The organism is Paenibacillus gorillae, assembly GCF_000513275.1.
GTDB lineage: Bacteria > Bacillota > Bacilli > Paenibacillales > Paenibacillaceae > Pristimantibacillus > Pristimantibacillus gorillae.
The window spans coordinates 83,007-100,257 of sequence record NZ_CBVJ010000129.1 but is presented as its reverse complement, the minus strand read 5'-3'; the positions used below and the strand labels follow the sequence as shown (position 1 = coordinate 100,257).

Below are 17,251 nucleotides of genomic sequence, written 5' to 3'. Positions count from 1 at the left end.
GACAAAAGAAGAGAGCTCTTGCGAGCTCTCCCCCTGTGACGGCGCTTGATCGTTGAGTCATGAATTCACACTTCGTAAAGAAATTAGGAGCTAACACTCTTCAATACGGCAAACCCAATTCCACAAAAGCTTCATCGTTTAAGCCGTATGAATGATCAGGAGCTTAAGCGGCTGTATCTAACAGCTTATATTAAGTCTGATCTTGAATGCGCTTGTGTTACAGATAAGTGTCTTTGGCACAACCCTCCGCTTCTATGCTGAGTGGACCAATTCCTCTTGCAGCCATTGCACCATTTGGTTCAACGGAACCACACCTCTCTTCGCGCCGTCGTTTAGTATGATGTCCGATGCTCTAATTCCTTATACATCACTTATGCAAAAAAATTAGTGGCCCATCCTTTTCCATTTACGCTCATGGTTCGTTGTATCCGGGAACCGCTCGCCTTTGCGAAGCTGAACCTTTTTCGGATTGTTGATACCCATATGAAAGGAATTAACTCCGTCTTCAATATAAGTGCCGTCATTCGGAGCCTTGTCGCCAGGGGAAAACATCGTCCATTCACCCATCCTGTTCACCTCCTTGAAACCGTGTTGCTCTATTATTCGCCAACGGGGGAGGGAACATGAACGGCATAAAACGCCAATGCGAAGCGACTTGTCAGACGATGGGCGATTTGGTATAGTATAAAGATGCGAGTATGATCTAATCATAACCGCTCCTTGCTCCCTAGTGGAGCCGCTTAGTCCAAAAGGAGGTGAAACAATATGCGCAAATATGAAGTGATGTACATCATTCGTCCAGACGTTGAGCAAGAGCAAGTTCAAGCCCTCGTTGACAAATTCAATGGCATCATCAACAACGGCGGTGAAGTCACGAAATCTGACTTGATCGGTAAACGTCGTCTTGCGTATGAGATCAATAAGATTCGTGATGGTTACTACGTTCTGGTTCATTTCAATGCAACGACTGAAGTTGTGAACGAACTCGACCGCATCATGAAGATTACGGATGAAGTTATCCGTACTTTGATCGTCAGAGACGTTGCCTAAGCCATGCCAGGATTGATCGATTGGGAGGTCTGTAACGATGTTGAACCGTGTAATACTGATTGGCAGATTAACGAGAGACCCCGAGTTGCGTTATACGCCCGCAGGCGTAGCGGTCACTCAATTTACGATCGCAGTAGACCGTCCGTTTACGAGCGGACAGGGCGAGCGCGAAGCGGATTTCATTCCGGTCGTAACTTGGAGGCAGCTGGCTGAGACTTGCGCCAATTACTTGCGTAAAGGCCGTTTAACAGCGGTTGAGGGACGCATTCAAGTGCGGAATTACGAGAACAACGAAGGCAAGCGCGTCTATGTGACGGAAGTTATTGCCGATAACGTTCGCTTCTTGGAATCCAATCGTGAGGGCGGAGCTCCGCGCGAAGATAATGGCAATAGCTATAGCGGCGGAAATAACAGCAACACCGGATCTTTTGGCGGCGGTGGTGGCGGCAGCGCTTCATACAGCGGTGGCGGCAACAACAGCGGCGGAAGCCGGTCCGGTAACTCCGGCAACTCACGTAACGACAGCCGTGATCCGTTCTCGGATGATGGTCGACCGATCGATATATCAGAAGATGATTTGCCATTTTAATTGAAAGGATGGGTTCGAATGAGCTTTAAGCAAAGAGAAGGCGGAGACGGAGAGCGTCCAGAACGCAAATTCGGCGGTCGCAAAGGCGGACGCAACAAACGCCGTAAAGTTTGTTACTTCACTGTTAACAAAATCACTCACATTGACTATAAAGATACGGATTTGCTTCGCAAATTCATCAGCGAGCGCGGCAAAATTTTGCCACGTCGTGTAACTGGAACAAGCGCGAAATACCAACGCTTGCTGACTGTTGCGATTAAACGTTCGCGTACAGTAGCTTTGTTGCCATACACAACTGAGTAGTTATCTGCTCAGAAAGGCCTGTTAGAGATTATTCTCGGCAGGCCTTTTTCTTGAGAAAAATGTACGATTCCTGAAAATAGGAATTGAACATTTGGTGAAAGAGGAATACAATGAACATATTGAGGAGCAACGAGCCGTCATAGTTTGTCCGGATTGTGAATGTTTTCACAAGAAATTGGCACATTATTAAGGAATGGTTCGTGAAAGCAATACACAGCTCATAATACACAGCATGCATAAGGGAGGCTGCAATTCGTATGTCCGAAACAGTAACGAAACAACTCGAGAGCGGTGAAGAAGCCGTATCTGTACGTGAACTGGATGTGCTTGAACAATTGTTGAAGCCGGAGGTTCAAGCGTCGCTTACCGTATTGGTAGAGAACCTGCCGAAATTGGCTGAGATGGTAACACTGCTTACAAAAGCGTATGACGTTGCATCGACAGTAGCGAACGACAAAGTATTGGTTAACGACATGATTCATGGCGCAGGAGACTTTATTAAACCAATCGCCGACAAGGCTAAAGGTTTGGCTTCCGCAGCAGTAGAAGCTAATGATCGTGCACAGGCTGACGCTTCGGCGACTATCGGTCTGTTTGGATTGTTGAAAATGCTGAAAGATCCGCAAGTGCAATCGTCATTCCGTTTTGCACAAGCATTTCTAGCGGTATTGTCCGAGCGTAAAGGCGCTAACTAACATACTAAGGACGGAGGATTAGCATGGCTAAACAAATTTTAATTCTAGGTGGCGGCTACGGCGGCTTGCTGAGCGCTCTGACTGCCCGCAAACACTTCTCGGCTGAAGAAGCTAAGATTACGCTCGTTAACCGTGTGCCTTACCACCAAATCGTAACCGAGCTTCACCGTCTGGCTGTAAGCGGCCTGGATGAGAAGAACGTTGCGTTGCCTTTGAACAAATTGCTGAAAGACAAATCGATTGAGCTGATCATCGACAACGTTGAAAGCATTGATCCGGAGAAAAAACAAGTTCGCCTGCTGGCAAGCGGCAACCTGGGCTACGATAAGCTCGTTGTAGCGCTTGGCGGCGAAACAGCATTCTTCGGCATTCCAGGTCTGGAAGAGAACAGCATGACGCTGAAATCGGTTGAAGAAGCGAAAAAAGTATCCGCACACATTCAAGCTCGTCTGGATGCTTATGCAAAATCGAAAGACGCGAAGGACGCTACGATCGTTGTTGGCGGCGGCGGCCTGACTGGCATCGAGCTGATCGGCGAAATCGCGGACATGCTTCCAAAATGGTGTGAAGCTAAAGGCGTTGACCGCAATGAAATCAAGCTGTACAACATCGAAGCTGGCCCGTCGATTCTGGCTGGTTTCCCTGCTGAGCTGGTTGAACGTGCGAAAGCTAGCCTTGAAAACCGTGGCGTTACGCTCATCATGGGCGTTGCTGTAACGGAAGTACAAGGCACGAAAGTATTGCTGAAAGACGGCAACGCGATCGATACGAATACGTTCGTATGGACTGGCGGCGTAACAGGCAACCCTGTTGTAGCGAATTGCGGTATCGAAGTTAACCGCGGCCGTGCAACAGTTAACGAGTTCCTGCAATCCACTTCGCATGCTGACGTATTCCTCGCAGGCGACAATGCGGTTGTATTTGGTCCAGAAGGCCGTCCATTCCCGCCAAGCGCGCAAATCGCATGGCAAATGGGCGAAGCAATCGGCTACAACCTGTATGCGAACCACAAAGGTCTGCCAATGAAATCGTTCGAGTTCGTGAACTCCGGCGTATTGGCAAGCTTGGGCCGCAAAGATGCGATCGGTACGGTTGGCGCTAGCCAGCTTCGTCTGAGAGGCCTTACGGCTTCCCTGATGAAGGAAGCGAGCAACGTGCGTTACCTGTCGCACGTCAACGGTCTGTTCTCCCTGGTTCACTAATAACGACGAACAAGAAGTCCTCTCTGTCGGAGCTAAGTCATTAAGGTTTACTTAATGACTTAGCTCCCTGGAGAGGGCTTTTTTTTACGCGTAGATACAGCTCCGTAAATTCGCAATCGGTCAAGTCTGAATGCTATAATATCCCTTATAGTGCAAGCATAGCTTTAGTTATGGATTATATAGATCAGGGAGGAAACGATATGGAACCGACGCAAACGGGCCCCAGCCGGTTCAAGCAATTATTTCTGAACAACAAGTTCGTCATCTTTCTGTTCGTGCTTCTGCTCATCGGGCTGAATATTATGGTATTTACGAAAATATCGTATATATTTACGCCGCTGACCGTGCTGCTCAAGACGATATTACTGCCCGTCTTATTAGCGGGAGTAGTCTACTATTTATTGAATCCAATCGTCGATTATCTGGAACGATGGAAGGTGAAGCGGGCCTATTCCATCCTGCTGCTATTCGTCATTATTATTGGCTTGATTACGATCCTGCTCGTATCCGTCATTCCGCTCATAACCGACCAGATTACTGGTTTTATTAATAACTTCCCGGACTATGCGGAGCAAATCCAGAAACAGTTCGATTCCATTATTGGGAGTTCACTTTCCAGTCAGGTTCAGGAATGGCTCAATATTAACACCACTGAATTGACCAGCAATGTAACGAGTAAGGTTACTTCTATACTGAACAATGTGTGGTCCAGCGTCGGTGCGTTCTTCAGTACGCTGAAGGAAGTTGTGCTTGCCATCATTACACTGCCGTTCATTTTGTTTTACTTACTGTACGAAGGCAAGAAGCTGCCGCGCACCATCGTCGGCTTCCTTCCGACTAAGGTTCGTGGCTCGTCGCTGCGCGTGTTCGGCGAGATGAATTCGCAAATCAGCAGTTACATTCGCGGACAAATTATTGTCAGCTTTTGCATCGGCGCCTTGCTCTATCTGGGCTATATCATTATCGGGCTTAAATACTCGCTTGTACTGGCTCTGATCGCGGCTTGTACGGCTGTTATTCCATACTTGGGGCCAGCTATTGCGATTACGCCTGCGCTTATCGTGGCACTCGTAACGTCACCGATTATGCTGGTGAAGATGATTGTAATATGGACGATTGTCCAACTCATCGAAGGGAAATTTATTTCCCCGCAAATTATGGGTAAAAGCTTGCGAATTCATCCCATTACGATCATTTTCGTTATCCTGACCGCAGGCAATTTATTCGGCATAGTAGGAATCATATTAGCCGTTCCTGGCTACGCGGTGTTGAAGGTTGCCTTTATGAATCTGTTCAACTACATCAAGGGGAAATCTACATTGTATAATGAAGAAGAAGTCACCCCGCCGCCGGTTTCCATTGAACCTAAAGCGTAATTTCTGTATAATAGAAAGCAATAAATGAATAAGCACGGACTGGAGGAGCCTGTCAACGACGGGCTTTTTCTGTCTTTAACTGACAAGAGGAGCCTGTATAGATACAGGCTCCTCTTGTCATAATAAAGCCATTTTACTGTTGGAGGGGAATATGACTTTTATTTTGTATTTGATGTTGATTATTCTATGTACCAAAGTTGCAGGAGCAATTTCAGTTAAGCTGGGACAGCCTTCGGTGCTTGGCAAGCTGCTGGCCGGTATTTTGATTGGACCGGCTATACTCGGCTGGGTTCAGCCTAACGAGTTTATCGGTCATTTTTCAGAAATTGGTGTGCTGCTGCTAATGTTTATCGCAGGACTGGAGACTGATGTTGATCAGCTGCGCAAGAATTGGAAAGCCAGCTTTTCGGTTGCTATTGGGGGAATCCTATTACCATTTATCGGGGGATACGCTTTGGCGGCAGGCTTTGGCCTAACGAATAATGAAGCGCTATTTCTCGGCTTGCTGCTATGCGCAACTTCGGTCAGCATTTCTGTACAGACACTGAAGGAGATGGACCGGCTTAGATCGAGAGAGGGAACGACGATACTTGGTGCGGCTGTAGTGGACGATGTACTCGTCGTTATTTTGCTGGCGGTCATGATGAGCTTTCTAGGTACGGCGGGTGATGTCTCTATCGGTCTATTGATTGGCAAGAAGGTGTTGTTCTTTATCGTTGTCATCGCTGCTGGCTGGTTCATCGTGCCAAGGTTCATGAAGTTATTCGCACCGTTCAAGGTAACGGAGGCGGTGATGAGTGCAGGTTTAATCGTCTGTCTCGCCTTTTCTTACTTTGCGGAAATGATGGGCATCGCAGGCATTATCGGCGCATTCTCCGCCGGGATTGCGATTTCGCAGACGTCCTTCAAGCATCAGGTGGAGTCGAAAATAGAGCCGATCGCTTACACGTTATTCGTACCGGTCTTTTTCGTCAGCATCGGCCTGAACATTACCTTCGATGGCGTCGGCAGTCAATGGCTGTTTATTGTATTGTTGACAATCGTGGCTGTTGTTACGAAACTCATAGGCGGAGGCGCGGGGGCGAGGCTTACGGGCTTCGATAACCGGTCCTCCATCGTTATTGGCGCTGGCATGGTGTCTAGGGGGGAGGTAGCGCTTATTATCGCGTCAACGGGATTACAGGCAGGTCTGCTGCTGCCTGACTATTTTACCTCCGTTGTATTGGTCGTTATTCTTACGACGCTTATTACCCCTCCGTTGTTAAAAGCGGTTTTTAAAGAAGATCGTCAGTTAACCTCGAAATAAGGTGAGAATAAGGAGATGAAAAAAGAACCCGCTGCTACCAGCGGGTTCTTATCTTTATAAAGGGTGTATAGAGGTTAGGCCGTTTCGACTACGGCTGTCTCTTCAGTTGCCTCGTTCTCGATGATCAGCTCAACCTTCTTAATCCGGTGCTTGCCGACCTCGCGAATAATGAAGCGCATGTTGTCATGGCGAAGCTCTTTGCCTGGCTTCGGATCTTGAATGACGCTGTACAGCCAGCCGCCGACTGTGTCGACTTCATCATTGTCCAAGTTGGCGCCGGTCATGTCGCTGATCTCATCGAGCGATACTTTGCCGTCGAGCAGGTAGCAGTTATCGGCCAGCTTCTCGATCTCACGGCGTTCGTCGCCATCAAATTCGTCGCGGATTTCGCCGACGATCTCTTCCAAGATATCTTCAATCGTAATGATGCCGGAAGTACCGCCATATTCGTCCATCAAGATGGCGATATGAACGCGTTCCTGCTGCATCCGTTTGAGCAAGGTTTTAACCGGAAGTACTTCGGATACCGTCAGTACCGGATGAACAAGCTTTTTGAAATCAAACTCGCGATTGTCTTGGAATTCAAGGAAAAGCTGCTTCGTGTTGATCATGCCGACAATGTTGTCTTTGCTGTCGGTCGCAACCGGGAAGCGTGTATATTGTTCCTTACGGATAATGTCCATGTTTTCCATTAAAGAATTGTTCGTGTACAAGCAAATCATGTCGGTGCGGGGCACCATAATTTCTTTGGCAAGCATTTCGTCAAAGGCAAAAATCCGGCTTACATAACCGTATTCGGTATTGTTGATTTTGCCGCTTTGGAAGCTGTCATTCAGAATGATCTGAATTTCTTCCTCGGAATGCGCCTCTTCATGTTCTTTGGCCGGCTTCAGTCCAAACATGCGGGTTATGGCATTCGCAGAGCCGTTAAGCGCCCAGATGAACGGATACATGATTTTATGGAACAAAATAATCGGCCGTGCAACCTGAAAGCTGATAAACTCGGCTTTCTGAATTGCCCATGTTTTCGGGGCCAGCTCGCCCACCACGACGTGAAGAAATGTAACTGAAGCAAATGCAATGATAAAGGATAAAATATGGCTGATTTCATTGTTGATATGCATGCCTTCAAACAGAGGAAGAAGGATCTTCTCTACTGTAGGCTCGCCGAGCCAGCCTAAGCCGAGAGCAGTAATCGTAATACCTAATTGGCAGGCGGACAGATACGCGTCCAAATTACTCGTTACTCGCTGTACGAACTTCGCGTTTTTCTTGCCTTCGAGGACCAACTGATCCACACGGCTTGTGCGAAGTCTGATAATTGCGAACTCCGTCGCCACAAAAAAGGCGGTTAATACGATCAACAACGCAATCAAAAATAAATTTAATCCTATACTACTGTCCATTTCGGTTCTTCACAATCCTTCGTATTGTAGATTTTTGTAATATATATATGCTCTACTATACTGAATATTATAGTCGCTATGCAAATTCGCTATATTGCTCTGCAAGTCGGTAACGGAGTGTTTTAGGTTGGAAACCGGAATCAGGAGGGTATTATCTGCGATTATCTCGTCTTTACAAGGCCTTGTTCATGGGCGTATGATAAGTTCAAATGAACTCCAAATGAGATAATTGCTCTTTTATTTACGTCTGAGGAGGAAAGCGACCATGGAGACCTTCACGCTTACTCGCAAAGAAATGGCAGGTCTGCTGCTGGCACTGCAAGGCAGCGGCCAGGATAATCCGCTGCAGGTTCTGCAGCAGGCATGGAAAAAAACACATTGTGAGGCTTATGCCGCAGGATCGCCGCTGCCGGCTTTTTTATCGACTGCATTGCCTCCTGTACTGGATAAGCTTATTAAAGGAAACAAGGTGAGAGGTTTTTCGCTGCAGGAAATATCCGCACTGGGCCAGCTTATCGAATACTCTCAAATTTCAATGACCTCGATGCAAAATTGGGTTAAACGAGATTTTAAAGCGTACTTTGAATGTCCGCAGGTGGGCAAGAAATATTCGCTTAAACAAGCGGCGCTTCTGTATATCATCGATGATCTGAAAGCGAATCTCGATTTCGATTCGATCCGCAAGCTGTTTGATCTCTTATTTTGCAAACCGCAGGGTGAAGGAGCGCAAGGCGACTTGATTGATCCGCTGGCTCTCTACGCGGCTTACTCTACGCTGTTTGCTGAGCTCGAAGGAACGAGGCAACCGATGCTGGAGCAAGCGATCCGCACGGCTGCTGACAAGCTTGCCGGTTCGTTCACGCATTTGACGGATGAGCAGGGCAAAGCGCTGCGCAACATCTTGTTCATTGCCGCGTTGTCGATCCAGTCCGCGTATTTTCACTCGCTTGCGAAGCGGTATTGCAGCGCAACGTTGTTTCTAAAAGGCTGATTAGGGGTATGAAGGAGAGAATCTAGTGACGGATCGTGTTACAAGCAGCATTGAATATTGCGATAACAAGCCCGGTGCGGTTCAGGAGTATCCGTTTGGTCCGCAGCCGCTTGTTATGAAGGTGGGAGGCAAGATGTTCGCCTTCTTTTCGAAGGATTCGATTACATTGAAATGTGATCCGCATATTGCAGAAAATTTGCGCGAGCAGTATGCCGACGTAAAGCCGGGCTACCATATGAACAAGAAGCACTGGAACACAGTGATGCTTGAAGGCACGCTTACGGAAGAGGAGCTGCAGAGCATGATGGATCATTCCTACGAGCTCGTAGTTGCGGCTTTGCCGAAGGCAGTCAGGCAAGCTTTGCAGACATAGCAAAGAAGCAGGCCGGATCATTAGTCCGACACTGCCTCTTTTTGCTGCTGCCTAGAATTTGTTAGCTTGCTGCTCGGCCCAGTCTCCGATATACGGCACTTTGAACTGCTTGCCCTGCAGCGCAAGGAGCATCAGTGCAATCCAGAGAATGAAGCTGACAGGCGCCAGAATCGCGCCAAGGATCCAACCGATAAACGGAAGAATGCCGAACAGAATGTTCAAGACGATCAGTACGACGGATACGGCTATCGATTGCATCGCATGAAACTTCACGAATCGGCTCTGCTTTTCAATGGCAAGAAATATAATTCCGGTCACGAACCAACCCAAATAGACCAGCAAGCCAGCGATTTTCGGGTCGAGTCCGGTCGAGGAACGATCCGGCTCAATACCAGGTGTGTTCATCCGAAGAGTCACCCTTTCTATATGTAATCCTGCCTTGATTGTATTCGTAGCGATAGGTGAATATTCCTCCCAAATCTTTCAACTTTACTAAAAATAAAAGAAGATTTCGGCGAGTGTTGTATAAATTGGTAGAGTCCTGTTGTAAAAGTTTTGTAACTCTTCAACCAATTCGCTCGTTTACAATGGAGAAGGTGCACTTATGTGCTCATTAGACTATAGTTAGGGGTATCTGATGAAAAAGAACATGAAAAAACGCTGGACTTATACAATAACGATAGCCGTTGTTCTGCTTGTGCTTGGAACGACCGCTTATGCAAACCGGACTTCTCTAGCTTTGCTTGGCTTCAATCTGTTTCTATCCGATTCGGTAGAGAAGAGCTTGGAAAACAGCTATAAACCGCTCGAAGGCAGAGAGCCGGTCAATGTCACGAAGACCAATCAAATGCAGAAGCCATTCTCCGTTCTGCTGCTCGGAGTTGACCAGCGCGGCAAGGAAACCGGACGCTCTGACACGATGATCTATACGGTCGTCCGTCCGAAGGATGGAGCGATTCTGATGGTGTCGATACCGCGTGACGCATATGTCGAAATAGTAGGCAAAGGTACTGAAGATAAAATTACTCATGCCTATGCATTTGGCGGCGCGAAAATGGCGGTAGAGACGGTAGAGAAACTATTCGATGCTCCGGTCACCCACTACGCGGCTATTAATTTTGCCGGATTTCGTGATGTAATTGATGCTATGGGAGGAATCTCGCTCCCGATTGAGAAAGATTTAGTGAATAAAGATCCAGACCATGAGCATTTCATTGTGAAGGCTGGCCAAGATTCCTATAACGGGGTCGACGCATTGAATTACGTCCGTTACCGTGAGGATGCAGGCGGCGATATGAGCCGGACTGAGCGCCATCAGACGTTTTTGAACGCGATGATGGAAAAAGCATCTTCCATCGGGCAATGGACGAAGATTCCTGAATTCATGGACATTATGGGCGGAAACTTCAATACGGATATGCCGCCTAGCCAAATGATCGATTTGGCGAAGGCCATGCTGCAAACGAATAACCGCACGATCTACAGCCACACGCTGAAAGGCGAAGGACACCGGCTGAAGCCAGGCGGTACGTGGTACTTTTTCAATGATGAAGATGATTTAAGCCAAACCAAGACGATGATTCAAAGCTGGCTGAACGAGGATACAGCGAAGAGCTCGCTAACGCTGCCGGACAAATATGTCTCCAAGACAATGAAGCCGGTACAATCGCTCTCGGCCACCGTTGAGACGGAATCGTCCAAATAAAGAGAGACGGAGTTGAATGACGGATGAATATTGCGATTTTTTCTGCTGCCCAAGCAGGAGGTAGTCACCGTAACGCAAGAAGCAACGCTCAGACAAACCCTTGAGAAGATGGAGCATCACCGCTATACAGCCGTACCCATTATTAATCATGATGGCGGCTATGCGGGAACCGTGACAGAAGGCGATTTGCTCTGGTTCATGAAGAACCGGCCGGGCATTACGTTCGAGACCGCCAATCGGGTAGGTCTTTCCGAGGTGCCGCTGCGGCTTAACCACCGCTCGGTGCGCATTGATTCCAATATGGAAGACTTGATCAGTCTAGCCAAGATTCAGAACTTTGTGCCGGTCGTGGATGATATGGAACGGTTTATCGGGATTGTAAGAAGAAGTGAAATTATCGATTATTGCCAGACGATTATGCAAGGTGCTGCTGCAGTAGAGGCCTAGTTAGGCAAAGCTGCGAAATGTTGATTCAACCGCTGGTCTATTTTTCCAAACAATAGGGGACAATAGGGCCATACCATACGGTTTGAACTTCAGGAGGGGCTTGCATGTCGGATAAAAAGCGCCAAAGAGACGGAAACCGCGGACGGTTCCGTCTCTTTGGCTTATTGGCGGTTATCGTCGTCGCACTGTACCCGGGCTGGTACGGCCATGGCGGCGGGAATGAGAGCAAGGGCAGCGTTACATCTGCAGATAAGGTGAGCAAGCCGGTTTCGGTCGTCCAGCAGCAATGGACGGAGGAGGAGCTCGCAAGAGAGTATGATATCGTCATCGCGGGCGGACGTGTCATTAATCCGGAGACGAAGCTTGATGAGACGGGCTGGAATGTTGGTATTAAGGGTGTGGAGATCGCGATTGTAACGCCTAAGCCGCTAAAGGGGAAACGTATTATTGATGCGAAAGGGATGGTCGTCGCGCCGGGCTTCATCGACAATCTCTCGTATGATCCTAACCCGCTGGGTGTCTGGCAAAAAATTGCAGATGGCGTAACGACTAACATCGCCATGCATGGCGGTACTTCAACGCCTGCGAAATGGTATGACTATTATGAGCGCAATGAGACGCCGTTGCACTATGGCGCCTCATTCTTCTATACGCAGGCGCGGAATCAGTTCAGGCTCGGCCGTTACGACAGCGCGCAGCCCGACCAGATTGGCGAGCTGGCGCTGCAGGCTGAGAGGGCGCTTAATGAAGGGGCGTTGGGTATTTCGTTCAGCCTGGAATACGTGCCGGGCATATCCTCTGATGAGATTATTCCGCTTATGGAGCTGGCACATGAATATAACGTACCCGTCTATTTCCATGCCCGTTATTCCGATATGGAACAGCCGGGCACGAATATTGACGCAATTGAAGAATTGATCGGCTATGCCGAGAAAACAGGTGCTGCTGTTCATATTGACCATATCAACAGTACGGGCGGCACCTTCTCAATGAAGCAGTCACTGGCGCTGATCGATGCGGCTCGCGCTAAAGGGCTGGACATCACCTCCTGTGTCTATCCGTATGATTATTGGGGGACGTATCTCAATTCGGCGCGCTTTGATGAAGGCTGGCAATCCAGATTCCGGATCTCCTTCACCGACCTGCAAATTGCAGGCACGATGGAGCGGCTGACGGAGCAGACCTTTGCCCGGTACCGGTCGGAAGGGAAGCTTGCCGTCGCTTATGCGATACCGGAGCAGGATGTGGTCGATGCGCTGAAGGCGCCGTATGTCATGATCGGCAGTGATGCGATATTGGAGCCTGGCTTGAACAATCACCCTCGGGCTTCTGGCACGTTCGCAAGAACGGTAGGACTGTATGTTAGAGAGCAGCAAGCGATATCACTCATGGATGCGATAGCGAAGATGAGCCTGCTGCCGGCACAGCGGCTGGAGAAGCAGGCACCAGCGCTTCACCGGAAGGGCCGGCTGGCAAAGGGAATGGATGCAGATATCGTTGTTTTTGATTACGATACAATCATCGACCGTTCCACGGTGGAAAACCCAGACCGGTTGTCCGGGGGGATTCGCGATGTCATTATTGACGGCAGGCTTGTTATGGATGACGGGAAGCTGAACAAGCGGATTCGGGTCGGTGAACCGATTCGCAGCCAGTTCGTCCGGGTGAAGAGTACGGCCGGACAATTGCAATGGTCGAAACAGCACTACCCGGTAATTTCCTTCTACGGCCAGCCTTACGCGGACCTTGGCTTGCTAAGCGAGCATGGCTATAACGTGAATTGGGATGTGGTTCAGCATACGTATACGGTTCGTTCAGGTAAAGGCGCGTTCTCTGGCCGAGAAGCGGACAAGTCAGTTGTTGAAGAGAGTACACCTGTTGGCGAGTTGCTTCTGGAGCGGGGTTATGAGGCGGAGTTAGACAGTGGGGAACGGGTGCAGCTGCTGTCGGTCGGGAAGCGGGATTATATACCGCTGTCGATGTTGGAGCAGCTTGGCTACACCGTGAAGAATGATAACGGCAAGTGGATTGTAGGAAGTTAAGCGAAAGCGGCGGCGCAGCCGGGCATAATGGAGCTCGGCAGTGCCGCTTCTTTATTTGCATAATGGGGTTATTGAATGTGCTTCCCGGCTGCCAGGCAACCGTTCCTGTATCTCATTCACAGGGAAAGGTAAAAATAAAGGCATCGGGCGATGGAAGAACGAACCGTTTGCGGATGGGGATGCGGGGCGGAGCTTTTGTGTTATAATGGAATGTGCAAAGCTTATAGGCTTGATTGTAAATTAATGTTGCTGATGATTACGCGTGCAGAGGTGAAAGGTTTGAAACCCGGATTGAAATCGGTTTTATGGAGCGGAGCGGCATTGCTCCTTATTTTGTTCCTGGCAGTGCCTGGTCTTAATTTATTGTCTGTTCTGCTGTTGATGGTGCCTTATGTCGTGTTGTTCAGCACGCTGTCGGCGAGATCCTTCTTGCTGCATCTGGTCCCGGTGTGGGTTATAGCGGCCATTGTATTGGGGCCGGGAATTTTGATCGTAGCGTTGTTCTTCTTAATCCCGTCTGTTGTGATGGGACAGCTGTATAAGCGGAAGGAACCGGCCTCTAAGGTGCTTAAAATGACCTTTGTGGCGGTACTGGCTTTATTGCTGCTTGAACTGATCGTATTCGAGTACGTGCTGGACTTGTCGGTATTTGACCAAATGCGTACCGTGGTGCGAGATATGGTGTCAGATCTCCGCAGCAACAATTTGCTGCCGGCGGTATGGACGGATGATTACACCGATCTCATGATTCGCATGATGATCAACTCGATTCCAGTCGCTTTCATGATGATTGCGTTCATGTATTCGGTTATCACACATTTTATTGCCCGCCGGATATTGAATGCCAAGACATACGGCATGGAGCTGCCGGGCACACCGGAGGCAAGAGAGTGGAAGCTGCCGCGTTCGCTCGTCGTGTTTTACTTAATCGTATACGTGCTGGATCTGTTTGTATCCGTAGAGAGCAGCTCGTTTCTACCCATCGCTTTAATTAACCTGATGCCGCTGCTGCGGCTTGCGTTTGCGATTCAGGCTGTCGGATTTTTCTTCTTCATTGCCCATGAACGGGGTTGGCATAAAGTGGTTCCCGTACTGATTGCGATACCGGTACTGCTGTTCCCGCCGCTGAGCATCATTGGCGTGCTGGACGCCGCTTTCCCAATCCGCAAGTCGTTTAAGAAAACATAGCACGGGAGCGAAAAGGAAATGCCGAAGTTTCTTGTCACGCGATGGCACGGAATGCATCAGGTCTGGGCTTTCGCATTAATGGTATTGATGACGGTGGCGCTTGCCTGGTTTCAGTGGATACTGGGTCTGGCCGCCCTGCTGCTGACGATTGCCGCAGGCGTCTACACGGTGCTTGCGGAACGGGCGTTTCGCAAGGATTTGAAGACTTATTTAGGGACGTTGTCCTACCGGGTGAAAAAGGCGAGCAACGACGTCATCACCGAGCTGCCCATTGGCATCATCCTGTATAACGAAGAGAAGACGGTCGAATGGCATAATCCTTATATCTCGCAAATGATGTTTCAGGATTCGGTCGTGGGGCTGCCGCTAGGCGAGTTGTTTCCTACGCTGCAGCAGGCCAAGGATCGCGAGGGAGCAGTAGAGGCTACTTTCGGGGGCCGGATATACCAGCTGCTGTTCAAGCAGAAGGAACGTATTCTATATGTAACGGATATTACGGACAACTGGCAGTTGAACAAAAAGTATGATGATGAGAAGCTGGCGCTTGGCGTGGTGATGATCGACAGTCTGGAAGAAGTAACCCAAGGCATGGACGATCACCAGCGGAGCTCGCTTCAAGCGAAGGTGACGACAGAAATTACGGAATGGGCTCAGCGCTTCCATATTTACTTGAAGCGGCTGACGTCCGACCGGTTCCTGCTCATCACCGATCAGAAAACGCTGCGTCAGTTGGAGCAATCCAGATTCGTCGTACTGGATGAAGTACGTGAAATGACCGGCGATCAAAAGATTCCGATTACGCTCAGTATTGGCTTTGCGGCCGGAGCGGAAAGTATCGTAGAGCTTGGGCAATGGGCCCAGTCCAGTCTCGATATCGCACTTGGCCGCGGCGGCGACCAGGCTTCCGTCAAGTTTGGCGGAAGACAGTCCTTCTACGGAGGCAAATCCAATGCTGTGGAGAAACGGACCCGTGTCCGGGCCCGCGTCGTGGCACATGCGCTGCGCGATTTGATACGCGAGAGCAGCAACGTCGTCATTATGGGGCATAAGATGCCGGATATGGATGCGATCGGAGCCGCGATCGGCGTACTGAAGGCAGCCCAGATCGGCGGCAAGGAAGCCTATATCGTACTGGAGGGCATTAATCCCGCCATTCAGAAAATGATGGAGCTGCTGCGCGAGGACGACAAGTTCGCCAAACGTTTCGTCACACCGGAGCAAGCACAAGGGCTGATGGATTCGGGAACACTGGCCGTCGTCGTCGACACGCATAAAGCTTCGATGGTGAAAGAGCCGAAGCTGCTCGGCTTAACGAGTAAAATCGTCGTCGTCGATCATCATCGGCGGGGCGAGGAATTCATCTCCAATGCGATACTCGTCTACATGGAGCCGTATGCCTCATCCACCTGCGAACTGGTAACGGAGCTACTGCAGTACATTCATGACCGCGTCACGCTGGATGTGCGCGAGTCAACGGCGCTGCTCGCAGGCATTACCGTCGATACGAAAAGCTTCTCGCTGCGAACCGGCGCGAGAACGTTCGAGGCCGCGTCGTTTCTGCGCCGTAATGGCGCAGACTCCATGATGATTCAGCGTATGCTGAAGGAAGACCTTGAGGAGTATGTGAAAAAAGCCGAGATCATCAAGCACGCGGGTGTCTATTATGAGCATATTGCAATTGCGGTGGCGGAGCCGGGCCGCAAGGTTTCGCAGCTGCTGATCGCGCAGTCGGCGGACACGCTGCTGAATATGACCGACATCTTAGCTTCTTTCGTTATTGGCGAAAGACAGGACGGCTTGATCGGCATTAGCGCCCGTTCACTGGGTGCGATGAACGTGCAGGTCGTGATGGAGCGAATGGGCGGCGGCGGACATTTGACGAATGCTGCTTCCCAACTGGAAGGTACAGTAATGGAAGTAGCCGAGAAGTTAAAGCAAGTATTAGAAGAAATCGAAGCGGAAGAGGGGTTATTTGAATGAAAGTAATCTTTTTGAAAGATGTGAAGGGTCAAGGCAAAAAGGGTGATATTAAGGATCTGTCGGAAGGTTATGTGCGTAATTTTCTGCTGCCGCAAGGACTTGCCAAGCTGGCTTCTGACGGCAACCTGAAGACGCTGGAGGTTCAGAACGCCTCCGAAGCGAAACGTAAGGCGCAGGAGAAGGCCGATGCTCAGGAGCTGGGCAAGAAGCTGGAAGAGTTAACAATCGTTATTAAGGCGAAAGCTGGTGAAGGCGGCCGTCTGTTCGGCGCAATCACAAGCAAGCAAATCGCTGAAGCTCTGGCGGACCAGCAAGGGATTAAGGTCGATAAACGCAAGATTGAGCTGGACGAACCAATCCGTACGCTGGGTGTAACACAAGTGCCGTTGAAGCTTCATGCAGACGTGAAAGCGAAGCTGAACGTTCAAACCACGGAAGAATAGACTTGTGTCAATGAAGCCGTTTATGGAAGCGGCATGAATAGAACATTAACAGCAAAGGTGCAGTTGAAAGCGACTGAAAGTTGGGCTTTAGAGCTTTTTGAGCGATCAGGCTGCACTTTTGTTTTTTTACTAGACGATAGAGTTGGAAACAACCT

Annotated in this window: 18 protein-coding genes; 15 read left to right on the top strand and 3 right to left on the bottom strand. The window is 49.4% G+C overall.

What is annotated here, in order from left to right; translation table 11 throughout:
• Positions 1–384: 384 nt before the first annotated feature.
• On the bottom strand, positions 385–567 hold the full coding sequence (locus tag TY10_RS24855; RefSeq protein ID WP_042169772.1) for a YjzC family protein: 183 nt from the start codon (positions 565–567) through the stop codon (positions 385–387).
• Positions 568–765: 198 nt separating this feature from the next.
• Here TY10_RS24855 and rpsF point away from each other — a divergent pair, with 198 nt between their 5' ends.
• From rpsF to TY10_RS24815, 7 genes are all read left to right on the top strand, one after another.
• Positions 766–1,050 carry a 30S ribosomal protein S6 gene (gene rpsF, locus TY10_RS24850; protein ID WP_042169770.1) on the top strand — a complete coding sequence of 95 codons (285 nt, stop codon included), beginning with the start codon at positions 766–768 and terminating at the stop codon, positions 1,048–1,050.
• A 37-nt stretch (positions 1,051–1,087) separates the two neighbouring features.
• Positions 1,088–1,639, top strand: a complete 552-nt coding sequence (ssb, locus tag TY10_RS24845; RefSeq protein WP_042169768.1) for a single-stranded DNA-binding protein — start codon at positions 1,088–1,090, stop codon at positions 1,637–1,639.
• An 18-nt stretch (positions 1,640–1,657) separates the two neighbouring features.
• The gene (gene rpsR / locus TY10_RS24840) at positions 1,658–1,942 is read left to right on the top strand and encodes a 30S ribosomal protein S18 (RefSeq protein WP_042169765.1); all 285 of its coding nucleotides are present in this window, start codon (positions 1,658–1,660) and stop codon (positions 1,940–1,942) included.
• Between the two features lie 257 nt (positions 1,943–2,199).
• Positions 2,200–2,637 (top strand): helical membrane plugin domain-containing protein, encoded by a 438-nt coding sequence (locus TY10_RS24830; RefSeq protein ID WP_042169758.1) that lies wholly within the window; start codon positions 2,200–2,202, stop codon positions 2,635–2,637.
• Positions 2,638–2,660: 23 nt separating this feature from the next.
• Complete coding sequence (locus TY10_RS24825) at positions 2,661–3,839, top strand: NAD(P)/FAD-dependent oxidoreductase (RefSeq protein ID WP_042169755.1); 1,179 nt, start codon at positions 2,661–2,663, stop codon at positions 3,837–3,839.
• Between the two features lie 200 nt (positions 3,840–4,039).
• The gene (locus tag TY10_RS24820) at positions 4,040–5,215 is read left to right on the top strand and encodes an AI-2E family transporter (RefSeq protein ID WP_042169752.1); all 1,176 of its coding nucleotides are present in this window, start codon (positions 4,040–4,042) and stop codon (positions 5,213–5,215) included.
• 151 nt (positions 5,216–5,366) lie between these two features.
• A complete protein-coding gene (locus tag TY10_RS24815) occupies positions 5,367–6,521 on the top strand; it encodes a cation:proton antiporter (RefSeq protein ID WP_042169749.1) in 1,155 nt (384 codons plus the stop codon).
• 74 nt (positions 6,522–6,595) lie between these two features.
• Here the strand turns inward: TY10_RS24815 and TY10_RS24810 are convergent, their stop codons facing one another.
• Positions 6,596–7,927, bottom strand: a complete 1,332-nt coding sequence (locus TY10_RS24810; protein ID WP_042169746.1) for a hemolysin family protein — start codon at positions 7,925–7,927, stop codon at positions 6,596–6,598.
• 265 nt (positions 7,928–8,192) lie between these two features.
• On the opposite strand from TY10_RS24810, the gene TY10_RS24805 reads away from it, so the two are divergent.
• Together TY10_RS24805 and TY10_RS24800 are read left to right on the top strand one after the other, a co-directional pair.
• Complete coding sequence (locus TY10_RS24805) at positions 8,193–8,918, top strand: DUF1836 domain-containing protein (protein ID WP_042169743.1); 726 nt, start codon at positions 8,193–8,195, stop codon at positions 8,916–8,918.
• A 25-nt stretch (positions 8,919–8,943) separates the two neighbouring features.
• Positions 8,944–9,291: an MmcQ/YjbR family DNA-binding protein gene (locus TY10_RS24800; RefSeq protein ID WP_042169740.1), complete on the top strand. Its 348-nt coding sequence runs from the start codon at positions 8,944–8,946 to the stop codon at positions 9,289–9,291.
• 51 nt (positions 9,292–9,342) lie between these two features.
• Here TY10_RS24800 and TY10_RS24795 read toward each other — a convergent pair whose 3' ends face one another.
• Entirely contained in the window at positions 9,343–9,696 is a 354-nt protein-coding gene (locus TY10_RS24795; RefSeq protein ID WP_042169738.1) for a DUF4870 domain-containing protein, read from the bottom strand.
• Positions 9,697–9,928: 232 nt separating this feature from the next.
• Between TY10_RS24795 and TY10_RS24790 the strand changes: the two genes are divergently transcribed.
• From TY10_RS24790 to rplI, 6 genes are all read left to right on the top strand, one after another.
• The gene (locus tag TY10_RS24790) at positions 9,929–10,996 is read left to right on the top strand and encodes an LCP family protein (RefSeq protein ID WP_042169735.1); all 1,068 of its coding nucleotides are present in this window, start codon (positions 9,929–9,931) and stop codon (positions 10,994–10,996) included.
• Positions 10,997–11,026: 30 nt separating this feature from the next.
• Positions 11,027–11,443 (top strand): CBS domain-containing protein, encoded by a 417-nt coding sequence (locus tag TY10_RS24785; RefSeq protein ID WP_155986047.1) that lies wholly within the window; start codon positions 11,027–11,029, stop codon positions 11,441–11,443.
• 104 nt (positions 11,444–11,547) lie between these two features.
• Entirely contained in the window at positions 11,548–13,485 is a 1,938-nt protein-coding gene (locus TY10_RS24780; protein WP_042169731.1) for an amidohydrolase family protein, read from the top strand.
• Positions 13,486–13,728: 243 nt separating this feature from the next.
• Positions 13,729–14,673, top strand: a complete 945-nt coding sequence (locus TY10_RS24775; RefSeq protein ID WP_238327999.1) for a DUF2232 domain-containing protein — start codon at positions 13,729–13,731, stop codon at positions 14,671–14,673.
• A gap of 18 nt (positions 14,674–14,691) precedes the next feature.
• Entirely contained in the window at positions 14,692–16,653 is a 1,962-nt protein-coding gene (locus tag TY10_RS24770; protein ID WP_042169729.1) for a DHH family phosphoesterase, read from the top strand.
• Entirely contained in the window at positions 16,650–17,096 is a 447-nt protein-coding gene (gene rplI / locus TY10_RS24765) for a 50S ribosomal protein L9 (RefSeq protein ID WP_042169727.1), read from the top strand. Before TY10_RS24770 ends, rplI begins: the two co-directional genes overlap by 4 nt.
• Positions 17,097–17,251 lie beyond the last annotated feature (155 nt).